Origin of the sequence: Aeromicrobium senzhongii (assembly GCF_014334735.1) — a bacterium.
GTDB lineage: Bacteria > Actinomycetota > Actinomycetes > Propionibacteriales > Nocardioidaceae > Aeromicrobium > Aeromicrobium senzhongii.
In genome coordinates this window covers 1,117,959-1,131,165 of the sequence record NZ_CP060587.1, presented here as the reverse complement: position 1 = coordinate 1,131,165, position 13,207 = coordinate 1,117,959, and the positions used below count along the sequence as shown (strand labels likewise).

Here is a 13,207-nt window from a genome sequence, read left to right as displayed (position 1 = left end):
GCCTCACGACACCCGCACGATCCGCCACCGCCCGCCCTCGCGCTCGAGGTCGACGGTGCGCCGGCTCCACCCGTCGGCCGGGAGCCTCCTGCGCGCACCGTCGGGCAGCACCGCCACCGTCGGACCGAGCCGCTCGACGACCTCGATGCCCGCGGCACCCCCGTCACGGCATGACGCGCGGATCGTCCGTGCCCCCTCGACGGTGACCCCGCGCTCACGCCACGCGCGCAGCCGCTCGACGTCGGCGCGACCCGCGTCGGAGCCGTAGATCCCGGACAGCAGGCCTTCGTCGGCGGTGGTCCACGCGGCAGTGCGCACCGTGTCGAGGGCCGTGAGGGCATCGCACCCGCCGGTGCCCGGAACGACCAGCGCGACGAGAGCCGCGATCAACTCCCCCATGGCCGCAGCCTCGCGCCACGGGCCACGGATGTCGACTCTCCCTCCACAGCCCTGAGACGATGGACCCGTGGCGACCATCCGTGAAGCGACCCCCGCCGACCTCCCGGCGATCCTCGACATCCACAACGAGGCGATCCTGAACACCACCGCGATCTGGGACGAGACGCCTGCCGAGCTCGCCGACCGGGTCCGCTGGTACGAGAACCTCGTCACGGCCGGCTACCCGGTGCTGGTCGCCGAGACCGGGGGCACGGTCGCCGGGTATGCCTCCTACGGGCCGTTCCGCACCCGCAGCTCCTACCGGCACACCGTCGAGAACTCCGTCTACGTGCACCGCGACCACCGACGCCGCGGCATCGCCCGCGAGCTGCTCGTCGCGCTGCTGGGGCACGCCTACGACGACGCCGACGTCCACGTCGTGCTCGCCCTCATCGAGTCGGGCAACACCGTCTCGATCGAGCTGCACGAGGACCTCGGCTTCGAGCAGACCGGGCACCTGGCCGAGGTCGGCCGCAAGTTCGACCGGTGGTTGGACCTGACGATCCTTCGCTGCCCCGTAGGCTGATCGCGTGCGCTTCCTCCAGGACTGGTACGGCGACGCCGCGCTCGAGTACACGCAGGCGTGGGACCTCCAACGCGACGTGCACGCCGACCGGGTCGCCGACCGCATCCAGGACACGGCCCTGCTCCTGGAGCACCCGCCGGTCTACACCGCCGGCCGGCGCACCGAGCCGCACGAGCGTCCCCAGGACGGCACCCCCGTCGTGGACGTCGATCGCGGCGGCAAGATCACCTTCCACGGACCCGGGCAGCTGGTCGGCTACCCGATCGTGAAGCTGCCCTCGCACGTGCTGGTCGTCGACTACGTGCGCCGGATCGAGGAGGCCCTGATCCGCACGCTCGCCGAGCTCGACGTCGCCACGGGCCGCGTTCCCGGCCGTTCGGGCGTCTGGTTGCCGGCCGCCCTGGGTCGCCCCGAGCGCAAGATCGCCGCGATCGGCATCCGCGTCTCGCGGGGGGTGACCATGCACGGCTTCAGCCTCAACTGCGACGTCGACATGGGTTGGTACGACCGCTTCGTCCCCTGCGGCATCGCCGACGCGGGCGTCACCTCGCTCGACCGCGAGATCGGGCGCGACGTCCGCCCGGCCGACGTGGCGCCCCGGGTCATCACCCACCTGCGCGACCTGCTGGCGTGGGGGCCGTACGCCCCCTCCCCCGACATCGAGCGCGTCGAGCACGCCTCGGTGCCCCTGCTCTGAGCCTCCGCTCAGTCGATGACGGCGTCCGCGTCGGGCGCTTGGAGCCGCCAGCCCAGCACCCCGGCCACGACACTGGCCAGCGCCACACAGGCCAGGAACGGCGCCAGGATCTGCTCGGGGCTCCACGTGGTCGCCGCCCAGCCCGCCAGGATCGTCGGCACCGCCATCGCGGAGTAGGCCAGCACGTAGAAGGCGCTCATGACCTCGCCGCGATGACCCGCCGGCACGACGTCGCCCAGGTGACGCAGCGAGCTGCCGAACGCCATGCCGAAGAAGAACCCGAGCACGGTCGAGGTGGCCAGGATCGCCACCGCGGAGCCGGTGTGGATCGCCACGATGCTGACCAGCAGCATCACGGCCGTGCCGGCGTCGCCGGCCACGGCCGCCACCCGGGGCGTCCACCGGACGGCGACCAGCTGGCTGATCGCGGCGGCGAACGCCGACAGGGCCACCACGGATCCACCGAAGACGAGGTTGTCGGTGCCGACGGCGTCCGAGGCGATCTTCGGGAACAGCGACAGGAAGACCCCCAGCACCGACCACGAGGCCATGACCCCGATCGCCGCGAACCGGAAGTCGGCCGCGATCGACCCCGGCACCCGGGGCCGGGCGATCCGCAGGTCCTCCGCGCCGTGGCCGTCGTGCGGTTCCCTCATCACGAGGATCGCCACCAGCAGGGCGGTGATGAGGACCGCGAGCAGCACGTACGGCGTGACCAGGGGGTGCGCCCCGTACTGCGCGATCAACGCCGTCGCCATGATCGAGATCGCGATGCCGAGGTTGAACGCCACCCCGGTGCGCTTGCCCGACCGCGCCCCCTGATCGGGCTGCAGGTCCAGCAGCGCGGCCGACGCGGCCACGACGATCGCGCCGACGCCCACCCCGTGGATCGCGCGGGCCACGATCAGCCAGGCGACGGACTCCGCCAGGACGAAGAGCGCGAGTCCGGCCAGCAGCGCCAGGACCGCGGCGATCAGGACGGGACGGCGCCCGATCCGGTCCGACACCGGCCCGGTCAGCACCACGCTGACCAGGGCGCCGAAGGCGTACACGGCGAACACGACGGTCGTCGTGAGGGGCGCGAAGTCCCACTCCGCGGCGTACACCCCGTACAGCGGGGCCGGCGCTCCGGAGATGCCCAGACCCACTGCCAGCAGCACCATGATCACCGGATAGGCCCATCGCTGCGTCGTGTCGACCCGAGTTCTCACCGGCTCAGCCTAGGGGGTGAGAGGCACTTCACAGATGCGATCACCACCCCCGCGTAGGGTGGTCCCCGTGACCATCGCTCCCGAAGGACGCAAGATGTTGCGGCTCGAGGTTCGCAACGCCGAGACGCCGATCGAGAAGAAGCCCGCGTGGATCAAGACCCGTGCCAAGATGGGCCCCGAGTACAACGAGCTGATGAAGCTCGTGAAGAGCGAGGGCCTGCACACGGTCTGCCAGGAAGCCGGCTGTCCCAACATCTTCGAGTGCTGGGAGGACCGCGAGGCCACCTTCCTCATCGGGGGCGAGCAGTGCACCCGCCGCTGCGACTTCTGCCAGATCGACACGGGCAAGCCCTCCGACCTCGATCGTGACGAGCCGCGCCGCGTCGCCGAGAGCGTCCGCACCATGGAGTTGAAGTACGCCACGATCACCGGCGTCGCCCGCGACGACCTGCCCGACGGCGGGGCGTGGTTGTACGCCGAGACGGTGCGCAAGATCCATGAACTGAACCCGGGCACGGGCGTCGAGAACCTCATCCCCGACTTCAACGGCATCCCCGAGCTGCTGACCGAGGTCTTCGAGTCGCGCCCCGAGGTGCTGGCCCACAACGTCGAGACCGTGCCGCGCATCTTCAAGCGCATCCGCCCGGCCTTCCGCTACGAGCGCTCGCTCGATGTGCTGACGCAGGCGCGCGCGTTCGGCCTGGTCACCAAGTCCAACCTGATCCTGGGCCTGGGCGAGACCCGCGAGGAGGTCTCGCAGGCGCTGCGCGACCTGCACGCCGCCGGTTGTGAGCTCATCACGATCACCCAGTACCTGCGTCCGTCGGCACGTCACCACCCCGTCGAGCGGTGGGTCAAGCCCGAGGAGTTCGTCGAGCTGCAGCAGGAGGCGGACGAGATCGGCTTCTCCGGCGTCATGTCCGGGCCTCTCGTCCGTTCGTCCTACCGCGCCGGAAGGCTCTACCAGCAGGCCATGGACGCCCGGGCCTGACGTAGAATCGGGCTCATGTCCAGCCCCGCATCCGCCGTGCCCACCGGTCGCCTCGCGCAGTTGCGCAATGCGTACCAGATGACGAAGAAGACCCAGCCGCGCATCGGCCTGCTGCTGCTGGGCGTCTTCGTCCTGTCCGCAGCCGCCGTGGCCGCCCTTGGCGTGCTCCTGCTGGGCACCGCCTGGTTCTCGATCATCATCACCGCCGTGCTGGCGCTGACGACCTCGCTGCTGGTCACGATGATCGTGTTCGGCAAGCGCGCCGAGAAGTCGATGTACCAGCAGGCCGAGGGCCAGCTGGGCGCCGGCGCAGGCGCGCTGCAGATGCTCCGCCGCGGCTGGGACGTCAAGCCCGCCGTCGGCTTCACCAAGCAGCAGGACGTCGTGCACCGTCTCGTCGGCCGCCCCGGCGTCGTGCTCGTGGGCGAGGGCCAGCACGCGCGGGTCAAGAACCTGCTCGCCTCCGAGGCCAAGAAGCACCAGCGCATCGTCGGCGACGGTGTCCCTGTGACGACGCTGATGGTCGGCCGTGGCGAGGGCGAGGTCCCGCTGCCCGATCTGGTCAAGCGGGTCAAGAAGCTGCCGAAGGCGATCAAGCCCGCCCAGCAGACCGACGTGCTCTACAAGCTCAAGGCGCTCGACGCGATGCGTCCGGCCGCCCCCATGCCGCGCGGCCCGATGCCCACGAGCATGAAGGGCGCGCGCAAGGCGATGCGCGGCTGACTCAGGCCCGGACGACCTTGCTGCCGGCCGCGAGGTCGTGCAGTCCGCGCTTGTCCTCGGTCATGATGATCGCGGGGATCACGAAGCTGAGCAGGACGGTGCGCAGCACCGCGCGGGGGATGCCGATCGGCCTACCGTCGGGGTTGATCAGTCGCAGGCCCATGACGCGCTTGCCGATCGAGAAGCCGACCAGGCCGAGCAGGATCGACACCTCGAGCACGAACACGCCGTTGATGATCAGCTGGTCGCGGATGCCGGCGGGCGGGAACCGTACGCCGGCCCACCCGAACAGGGCGACGGCGGACAGGCTGGCGATCACCCAGTCGATGAGCAGCGCGACGATGCGCCGGCCCAGCGAGGGCTCGTCGTAGGTCTCGGTCACGTCTCCAAGCGTAGGCAGCGGCGTCAGCCGGCCCGGGCGAGGGTGGTGTCGTGGCGGTGGGTGTGGCGGTGGCAGGCGGTGCAGAGTCCGACGAGGTTGGCCAGGTCGGTGGGGCCGCCGTCGGACCATCGTCTGCGGTGGTGGACATGATCGATCGAGTTGTGGCAGTGGTCGGTGGCGCAGCTTCCTTCTTGTTGGACCCAGACCGCGTGGCGTTGTTTCGCGGTGGCGTCACGGTGACGACGGCCGACGTCCAGGACGGTGCGGTTCGGTCCGATGTGGTCGACCAGGACGGGGATGAGGTCGGCGCCGCAGGTCAGGTGCGCCAGCAGGTTCGGTCCGATGTGGCCGAAGCCGTCCAGGACGGCCGGCTCGACCGGCACGAAGGCGCCTTGGGTGTCGGGTGCGAGCGCCTGCTGCAAGGTGCCGGCGTCCACGATGACGTGGATCTGGGGACGGACGGTGCCGTCGGTGGGCAGACCCTCGGCCAGTACCCGGGTGAGCAGTTGGTCGAGGCCGTCGATGCGACGCTCGGAGGCGGAGCGCCGGTCCCCCGCCTCCCGCGGCACCGACACCGCATCGAGCACGACCTTCAGCTTCGCCCCGACGTCGATGGGCAGGAACCCGGTGACGTGCCACCCGTCCTGCAACGCGTTCAGCGTCAAGTGCGCCTTGTCCGCGCCGGCGATCCACGCCTCGTCGAGCTCCTCGGCATGGAGGATCGCCCGCAACCGGTCGACCAACGCCTTGACCCGCGACGGCGGATGCAGCAGCGCCACGGCGACCAGGTGTGACTCCAACCGCCGCACCTCGACCTGGTCGACATGGGCCAACGCGAACGAGAACCGCGCCACATGATCGATCGAGATCCGACCGGCCCTTGCGGCCTCCCCCACCTGCGGCAACTCACACATCGTCCCCGCCGCGGTGATCAGCTGACGCGTCCGCCGCGCATCCTGACGCAACTCACGCCGGGCCCACGTCGACACACTCGACGCGTCCTCAGCCACGTCCCCTGTGACTGGTCGAGTTCCGCGAGGCGCTCGGCCATCGCAGCCTCGGCGGCATCGCGGGCCGCGGACAACGCGCGCAACTCCTCGGCCACCGAGCTGGTGACCGATCGCACCGTCTGAGCAGCCGTGCGCAACGCGCCGACCAGCTCGTCAACCCCCGAAGACATGCCCACACCTTATTGGGTCATGTGTTCGAATGTCCAGTCTTTTTTCCTGCCATCTCGGCGCTTGCTGCGCGCTCGCTGCTTAGCACTCGCCACCGACACCGGGTCAATTTGACGAACTGCGGCAGCGTAACCTGCATGTAACAATCCGGTGATGGACGGGAAACTGCCCCCACCTAGCCTCTAGGTGGACGCAGGGAGATGCCGTCCGAACCGATCTATCCGCTGCATCGCGGTCGAGGAGGCCACATGTTCGGCAATGCCGACGAGTTCTTCAAGTTTGTCCGGGACGAGGGCGTCGAGTACATCGACATCCGCTTCACCGACCTTCCGGGCATCCAGCAGCAGGTCACGATGCCGATCTCGGCATTCGATGAGGACACCGCCGCCGAGGGCGTCGCGTTCGACGGCTCGTCGATCCGCGGGTTCCAGACCATCGACCAGTCGGACATGAAGCTGCTGCCGGACTACGGCACCGCGTACGTGGATCCCTTCCGCAACCCCAAGACGATCGCGATGGACTTCTTCGTCCACGACCCGATCACGGGCGAGGCGTACTCGCGCGATCCGCGCAACATCGCCCGCAAGGCCGAGGCGTACCTCAAGACCACCGGCATCGGCGACACGGCGTTCTTCGCCCCCGAGGCCGAGTTCTACATCTTCGACCGCGTCGCCTACGGCACCAGCGCGAACAAGAGCTACTACGAGATCCAGTCCGCCGAGTCGGCATGGTCGACCGGCGACGACCTGGCGGACAACCGCGGCTACAAGGTCCGCTACAAGGGTGGCTACTTCCCGGTCCAGCCGACCGATCGCTTCGCCGACCTGCGCAACGACATGATGACGAACCTGGCGAACGCCGGCCTCATCCTCGAGCGCGGCCACCACGAGGTGGGCACCGCCGGCCAGGCCGAGATCAACTACCGCTTCGACACGCTGCTCAAGGCCGCGGACGACACGATGAAGTTCAAGTACCTCGTCCGCAACACCGCGTGGGCCAACGACAAGACCGTGACGTTCATGCCGAAGCCGATCTTCGGCGACAACGGCTCGGGCATGCACGTGCACCAGTCGATCTGGAACAACGGCGAGCCGCTGTTCTACGACGAGGCCGGCTACGGCGGACTCTCCGACACGGCCCGCTGGTACATCGGCGGCATCCTGAAGCACGCCCCGTCGCTGCTGGCGTTCACCAACCCCTCGGTGAACTCCTACCGCCGCCTCGTGCCGGGCTTCGAGGCCCCGATCGCGCTGGTCTACTCGGCCCGCAACCGCTCGGCCTGTGTCCGCATCCCGATCACGGGCGCGAACGCCAAGGCCAAGCGCATCGAGTTCCGCTGCCCCGACCCGTCGAGCAACCCGTACCTGGCGTTCTCCGCGCTGCTGCTCGCCGGCATCGACGGCATCAAGAACAAGATCGAGCCGGCGGCCCCGATCGACAAGAACATCTACGAACTGCCGCCGGAGGAGTACGCCGAGATCGACATGGTCCCGACCTCGCTCGGCGCCGTGCTCGACAGCCTCGAGGCGGATCACGAGTTCCTGACGGCCGGCGACGTGTTCACGCCCGACCTGATCGAGACGTGGATCGACTACAAGCGCACCGAGGAGATCCTGCCGATCCAGCTGCGGCCGCACCCGCACGAGTTCGAGCTGTACTACGACATCTGAGCCGACTGGCCCAGTGAACCGGCCCCTGAACTGCGGAAACGCAGGATCGGGGGCCGGTTTCGTGGTTTTCAGTCCGCGTTGGTCGTCGAGGGCCCGCCGACCCGGCCCACGGCTCCCCCTGGCGGCTCCGCGAGAATCGGCGGGTGCCCAAACCCATCACACTCCTCGTCGAGGGCGAGTCCGACCGCGGCGCCCTCGTCGCCCTCGCTCCGCGTTTCGGGGTCGACCTCGAAGCGGAGCAGATCACCGTCACCGCCATCGGGGGCGCCGGCAACTTCGGCCGTGCGATCGCCGAGGCGGCTGCGCAGGGACACCGCGTGGGCGGCCTGTACGACGAGGCCGAGGAGCGCTTCGTCGCCGGCGCACTCAACCGCCAGGAGGGCGAGGACCTCACCCGGCAGGGATTCTTCGCCTGCCGCCCCGATCTGGAGCTGGAGCTGGCTCGCGCGATGGGGGTGGCCGCGATGACGTCGCTGCTCGAGGCGAACGGCGACCTGAAGACGTTCCGCGACTTCCAGAACCAGCCGGCGCACCGCGACCACGAGGCGCTGGACCAGGTGCGCCGTTTCGTGTCCGCGACCGGATCCCGGAAGGCCAGGTACGCCGCTCTGATGGCCGAGACCGTGCCGTTCGAGGCGGCCCCAGAGCCCATGGCCGGACTGCTCGGCTGGATCTGGAGCAACTGAGGCGCCTCAGCCGTCCGGGTACGAGACCGGCCGCCCGGAGGTCGTCGCGCCGCAGTCGGCTGGTGCGGACGGGGCCCTGCTCGTGCCACGCTGAGCGGACCGACCCAGACCCGCCTGACTGCACGCTCACCGAGGAGGGCCGAGCGCGATGACCACCGAGGTGCTCCACTACGCCGCGTTCACGACGGCCGAAGGGGGCGGCAACCCCGCGGGCGTCGTGCTCGACGCCACCGGGCTCGACGATGCGACGATGCTGACGATCGCGCAGGACGTGGGCTACTCCGAGACAGCCTTCCTGTCGGTCGGCGCGACCGACGAGGGCACGACCCGGGCGGACGTCCGCTACTTCAGCCCCGTGGCGGAGGTCGCGTTCTGCGGTCACGCCACCGTCGCCACCGCCGTGGCGTTCGCCGAGCGTCACGGCCCCGGGCGTCTCGCCCTGAGCACCGCCGCCGGCGACGTGGCAGTGAGCACCCGCAGTGAGGCCGGCCGTCTCGTCGCCACCGTGTCCTCGCCCCCGACGCACACCCGTCCGGTCGACCCGGACGTGCTGACCGGGGCGCTGGCCGCGCTCTGCTGGACCGCCGCCGACCTCGACCCCGTCCATCCCCCACACGTCGCCTTCGCCGGCAACTACCATCTCGTCCTGGGCGTCCGCAGCCGCGAGACGCTGGCCGCGCTCGCCTACGACTTCACGGCGCTCGAGGCACTCATGGCCCGGGAGGGCTGGACGACGGCGCATCTGTTCTGGGCCGAGGACGAGGTGACGTTCCACGTCCGCAACCCGTTCCCGCCCGGCGGCGTGGTCGAGGATCCCGCCACCGGCGCGGCCGCCGCGGCGTTCGGCGGCTACCTGCGCGACCTCCACCTCGTGTCGACGCCGACCCGCGTGACGATCCATCAGGGCCACGACATGGGACGACCGAGCGAACTGCTCGTCGACGTGACGGCCGACGATCCGAGCGTCGCTGTCACCGGCCGCGCCGCCGCGATCCCCGCCTGAGATCACCCGACGCGTCCGGCGAACTCCGCAGACCAGGCGGGCGCGCCGCACGGCGCCCCGAACGATGTCTGAGCCCTCTGGCACGCTCGTGGGCATGGACGATCCCGACCAGCGGTCGACGTATGCCGCCGAGGACATGGTGACCGCGTGGCTGGACGCCGTCTCCCCCGACACCGGGATCGTCCAGGTGACCCTCACCCGCGGGGGAAAGCGTCGCGTCGTCGACTTCTCGCCCGAGACCGAGCCCCGCTTCTCGAACCCCTCGAACGTGACGGTCTTCGTCGACCAGGTCCTCGACCGACTCCGTCAGCAGGCCCGCGACTACGGCTCCCGCTATCGCGACCGCGAACGCAAGCCCGTCGAGGTGGTGACGTACCGCGGATGGAAGAAGGCCACCTACCGCGACGGCCAGATCTGCCTGCCTGAGCGAGAGCGCGGCGGCGCCTGGGCCCTGCGCGGCTTCGTGGTCGTGCACGAGTTGGCCCATCACCTGAACACCGGTGTCGAGGGCGCGATCATCGACACGCACGGCGCCGGATTCCGGGCCACGATGCTGCAACTGCTCGAGGACATCGGCTGGACCGAGATCGCGGCGATGCTCCGTGAGGCACACCGGCAGCTGGGGCTCGACAGCCAACGACCCGAGGGCGACGGCATGCTCGCCAAGGTCGGGAAGATGCTGCGCCACGCCGAGGGCGCCAGCACCGAGGCGGAGCGCGACGCCTTCCTCACGAAGGCGCAGCAGCTCGCCACGAGCCACTCGATCGAGCTGGCGGTGGCGCGGGCCGCGCACGAGCAGACGGAGTCGTCGCCGACCCCCTCGTTCGAACCGGTCCGGCTTGGGCACCGTGGTCAGCAGTCGAACGTGCGATACATCGAGTTGATGCTGGCCGTCGCCCGAGCCAACGACCTGCGCTGCACCATCCGCGGCGACAACACCGGGGTGACCTTGTACGGGTTCCCCGACGACATCGCCGTGGTGAAGACCCTCTACGTCTCCCTCGTCGTGCAGATGGTGGCCGACGCCGACGCCTACATCCGCTCCGGCGCCCATCGGCCGGTGCACGGGCGCACCGCGCGCGCGGCCTTCTACTCCGGCTGGACCGCACGGATCGAGCAGCGGCTCCAGCGAGCCCAGTGGGCGGCGCAGTCCAGCGCCGGGGTCTACTCGAACGGCATCAACGTGATCACTGGCACGGCCAGGGGCACCAAGCTGCCCGCGCTGGTCGCCAAGGACGTCGAGGTGCGCGACTACTTCGACTACATGCGCCGCCAACATGGCGTCCGGGGCACGTGGCGCGGCAGCAACGCCGTGGCCGATGAGCACTCGACCGCCCGGGGACGCGCCGCGGCCGAGCGCGCTCGCCTCGGCCGCGGCGCCGAGCTCACGACCTGAGGGCTCCTCAGGAGCCGCAGGTCACTGCGGGACCAGGCGCAGCGTCGTCGACACGACGTCCTCGCTGGTCATCGGGCCGATGTACGCCGGACCGTAGTGGCCGTACTTGTGCACGTAGGCGGCGTTGATCGCGGCCTGGTCGTGGTCGCCCACCGGCTCGACGCGAACCTCCAGTTGCTTGCCCCCGATGCCGAGCACGGCCTGTCCCGCCTCGCGGACCCGCCGGTACCACCGGCCGGTCGGACCGCGGTACGAGCGGACATACAGATCTTTGCCGCTCTTGACGATCCAGATCGGCACCTGGTCCGGCGGTTGCCCGACCCCGGAGATCGTGACCTCGTCCGATCGTCCCGCCTCGTCCACCAGCGTCGTGTTCTCGCTCGACATGACAACCCCCGTTGCTTCGGCGACCGACTCCCCCATCGTCACACCGCGGGGCCGTGATGTCAGACGACCGCGACGGCTGCAGTCGCCCGCGCCCCGAGGGACGCCGGGGCTCGTCGTCTGCCACGATGGTCGGACCGCGACCTGATCCAGCGCAAGCGATCCCCTCTCGAGAGGAGCGACATGTCGGCCGATGCCACGTCCGAGGGGGCGAAGCGAGGAGCGTTCTCCTCGCGCAAGGTGTTCATCTTCGCCGCGATCGGCTCCGCCGTCGGGCTGGGGAACATCTGGCGCTTCCCCTACGTCGCCTACGAGAACGGTGGCGGCGCCTTCCTGATCCCCTATCTGGTGGCGCTGTTCTGCGCCGGGTTGCCGTTCCTGTACCTCGATTACGCGCTCGGCCACCGGTTCCGCGGCTCGGCTCCCCTGTCCTTCGCACGACTGAGCCGGCCCGCCGAGGCCGTCGGCTGGTGGCAGGTCGGCGTCTGCTTCATGATCGCCACCTACTACGCCGCCGTGATCGCGTGGGCCCTGCGCTACACGTTCTTCTCGGTGAACGAGGCGTGGGGCGACGATCCCGAGACGTTCTTCATGAAGGACTTCCTGCAGACCGGGGACGTCACCGTCGACCTGACGCTCGTGACGGGTGTGCTGATACCGATGGCGATCGTGTGGCTCGCCGTGATCGTCGTGATGGTGGTCGGCGTCGAGAAGGGCATCGGCCTGACCTCGGTGGTCGCGATCCCCGTGCTCGTCGTGGCCTTCCTCGCCCTCGTGATCCGCTCGCTCTTCCTGCCCGGCGCGATCGACGGGCTGGAGGCCTTCTTCACTCCCGATTGGAGCACCTTGACCCACGGCGGGGTGTGGGCGGCGGCCTTCGGCCAGATCTTCTTCTCGCTGTCGATCGGATTCGGCATCATGATCACCTACGCCTCCTACGTCGACCGCGACACCGACATGACGGGCTCCGGCACCGTCGTCGGCCTGGCGAACTCCAGCTTCGAACTGCTGGCGGGTATCGGCGTGTTCGCCGCTCTGGGCTTCATGGCGCAGAGCCAGGGTGTGGAGGTCGGCGAGGTCGTCGAAGGCGGCGTCGGGCTGGCGTTCATCACCTTCCCGACGATCATCAGCGAGGCCACCGGCGGCGCCCTCATCGGCGTGTTGTTCTTCGCCTCCCTCGTCGTCGCGGGGATCACCTCGCTGGTCTCGGTGCTCGAGGTGGTCGTCTCGGCCATCCGGGACAAGTTCGACCTGTCGCGGGGCGCAGCCGCTGCCGTGGTCAGCATCCCCGCGGCTCTGCTGAGCCTGGCGTTCTTCTCGACCGCCAGCGGACTGTACGTCCTGGACATCCTCGATTACTTCATCAACCAGTTCGGCATCCTGCTGGTCGCACTCGTGTCGATGGTGGTGGTGGCGTGGTCCCTTCGGGCGCTCCCCGAGCTGGCCGACCACATGAACCGACGCGGGTCGATCAAGCTGAGGCTCTGGTGGCGGCTGCTGGTGGGAGGCCTGGTACCGATCGCGCTGGCCTACCTGGTCTTCGACTCGTTCCGCACCGTCGTCGAGACGCCCTATGGCGGCTACCCGACCTGGATGATCGCCATCTTCGGCTGGGGCGCCGCTGCGGTGGTCATGGTCGCAGGGTACGTCCTGGCCCCCACCCCCTGGCGTCCCGGCACCTCGTTGGACGGCCCCGACGAAACCGCCGACGAAGCCCCTGTCGACCACACCGAAGGAGTCGCACGATGAACGCCGAGGCCGTCATCATGATGATCGTCGCGATGGTCGTCCTCTGGGGCGGCCTGGGCCTCGCGATCCTCAACCTCATGCGGCACGATCCGGGTCCCGAGGAGTTCCGCCGCGACCTCTGAGCCCGACCTCCCTCCGCAGAGGCGCGTGGCTGCGCGTCGACGGTCCTAGGA

16 protein-coding genes are annotated in these 13,207 nt (G+C 69.7%); 10 read left to right on the top strand and 6 right to left on the bottom strand.

Annotation, left to right across the window (positions count from 1 at the left end):
* Window positions 1-3: 3 nt before the first annotated feature.
* Complete coding sequence (locus tag H9L21_RS05720) at window positions 4-399, bottom strand: hypothetical protein (protein WP_154595315.1); 396 nt, start codon at window positions 397-399, stop codon at window positions 4-6.
* Window positions 400-466: 67 nt separating this feature from the next.
* Here H9L21_RS05720 and H9L21_RS05715 point away from each other — a divergent pair, with 67 nt between their 5' ends.
* Complete coding sequence (locus H9L21_RS05715) at window positions 467-964, top strand: GNAT family N-acetyltransferase (protein ID WP_187411836.1); 498 nt, start codon at window positions 467-469, stop codon at window positions 962-964.
* Window positions 965-968: 4 nt separating this feature from the next.
* Window positions 969-1,661, top strand: a complete 693-nt coding sequence (gene lipB, locus H9L21_RS05710; protein ID WP_187411835.1) for a lipoyl(octanoyl) transferase LipB — start codon at window positions 969-971, stop codon at window positions 1,659-1,661.
* A gap of 8 nt (window positions 1,662-1,669) precedes the next feature.
* Here the strand turns inward: lipB and H9L21_RS05705 are convergent, their stop codons facing one another.
* Window positions 1,670-2,872: an MFS transporter gene (locus H9L21_RS05705; RefSeq protein WP_255467358.1), complete on the bottom strand. Its 1,203-nt coding sequence runs from the start codon at window positions 2,870-2,872 to the stop codon at window positions 1,670-1,672.
* Window positions 2,873-2,966: 94 nt separating this feature from the next.
* On the opposite strand from H9L21_RS05705, the gene lipA reads away from it, so the two are divergent.
* Window positions 2,967-3,863, top strand: a complete 897-nt coding sequence (gene lipA / locus H9L21_RS05700; protein ID WP_078701445.1) for a lipoyl synthase — start codon at window positions 2,967-2,969, stop codon at window positions 3,861-3,863.
* Window positions 3,864-3,878: 15 nt separating this feature from the next.
* On the top strand, window positions 3,879-4,586 hold the full coding sequence (locus H9L21_RS05695) for a DUF4191 domain-containing protein (RefSeq protein WP_154595317.1): 708 nt from the start codon (window positions 3,879-3,881) through the stop codon (window positions 4,584-4,586).
* A gap of 1 nt (window position 4,587) precedes the next feature.
* On the opposite strand, the gene H9L21_RS05690 is transcribed toward H9L21_RS05695, so the two are convergent.
* The 3 genes from H9L21_RS05690 to H9L21_RS05680 are packed head-to-tail and all read right to left on the bottom strand — an operon-like array spanning window position 4,588 to window position 6,148.
* Window positions 4,588-4,968 (bottom strand): RDD family protein, encoded by a 381-nt coding sequence (locus H9L21_RS05690; protein WP_187411834.1) that lies wholly within the window; start codon window positions 4,966-4,968, stop codon window positions 4,588-4,590.
* A 23-nt stretch (window positions 4,969-4,991) separates the two neighbouring features.
* Window positions 4,992-5,957: an HNH endonuclease gene (locus H9L21_RS05685; RefSeq protein ID WP_187411833.1), complete on the bottom strand. Its 966-nt coding sequence runs from the start codon at window positions 5,955-5,957 to the stop codon at window positions 4,992-4,994.
* Complete coding sequence (locus H9L21_RS05680) at window positions 5,900-6,148, bottom strand: hypothetical protein (RefSeq protein WP_187411832.1); 249 nt, start codon at window positions 6,146-6,148, stop codon at window positions 5,900-5,902. Before H9L21_RS05680 ends, H9L21_RS05685 begins: the two co-directional genes overlap by 58 nt.
* Window positions 6,149-6,394: 246 nt before the next feature.
* On the opposite strand from H9L21_RS05680, the gene glnA reads away from it, so the two are divergent.
* From glnA to H9L21_RS05660, 4 genes are all read left to right on the top strand, one after another.
* A complete protein-coding gene (glnA, locus tag H9L21_RS05675; protein ID WP_154595320.1) occupies window positions 6,395-7,816 on the top strand; it encodes a type I glutamate--ammonia ligase in 1,422 nt (473 codons plus the stop codon).
* A gap of 143 nt (window positions 7,817-7,959) precedes the next feature.
* Entirely contained in the window at window positions 7,960-8,502 is a 543-nt protein-coding gene (locus H9L21_RS05670) for a TOPRIM nucleotidyl transferase/hydrolase domain-containing protein (protein WP_187411831.1), read from the top strand.
* Window positions 8,503-8,650: 148 nt separating this feature from the next.
* Window positions 8,651-9,505 carry a PhzF family phenazine biosynthesis protein gene (locus H9L21_RS05665; protein ID WP_154595321.1) on the top strand — a complete coding sequence of 285 codons (855 nt, stop codon included), beginning with the start codon at window positions 8,651-8,653 and terminating at the stop codon, window positions 9,503-9,505.
* Between the two features lie 94 nt (window positions 9,506-9,599).
* Entirely contained in the window at window positions 9,600-10,901 is a 1,302-nt protein-coding gene (locus tag H9L21_RS05660; protein WP_154595322.1) for a DUF7168 domain-containing protein, read from the top strand.
* Between the two features lie 21 nt (window positions 10,902-10,922).
* Here the strand turns inward: H9L21_RS05660 and H9L21_RS05655 are convergent, their stop codons facing one another.
* The gene (locus tag H9L21_RS05655) at window positions 10,923-11,288 is read right to left on the bottom strand and encodes a DUF2255 family protein (RefSeq protein ID WP_187411830.1); all 366 of its coding nucleotides are present in this window, start codon (window positions 11,286-11,288) and stop codon (window positions 10,923-10,925) included.
* Window positions 11,289-11,468: 180 nt separating this feature from the next.
* On the opposite strand from H9L21_RS05655, the gene H9L21_RS05650 reads away from it, so the two are divergent.
* A complete protein-coding gene (locus H9L21_RS05650; protein WP_154595324.1) occupies window positions 11,469-13,034 on the top strand; it encodes a sodium-dependent transporter in 1,566 nt (521 codons plus the stop codon).
* Window positions 13,031-13,156 carry a methionine/alanine import family NSS transporter small subunit gene (locus H9L21_RS05645; protein ID WP_154595325.1) on the top strand — a complete coding sequence of 42 codons (126 nt, stop codon included), beginning with the start codon at window positions 13,031-13,033 and terminating at the stop codon, window positions 13,154-13,156. The genes H9L21_RS05650 and H9L21_RS05645 overlap by 4 nt, the downstream gene beginning before the upstream one ends.
* Window positions 13,157-13,207: the final 51 nt, after the last annotated feature.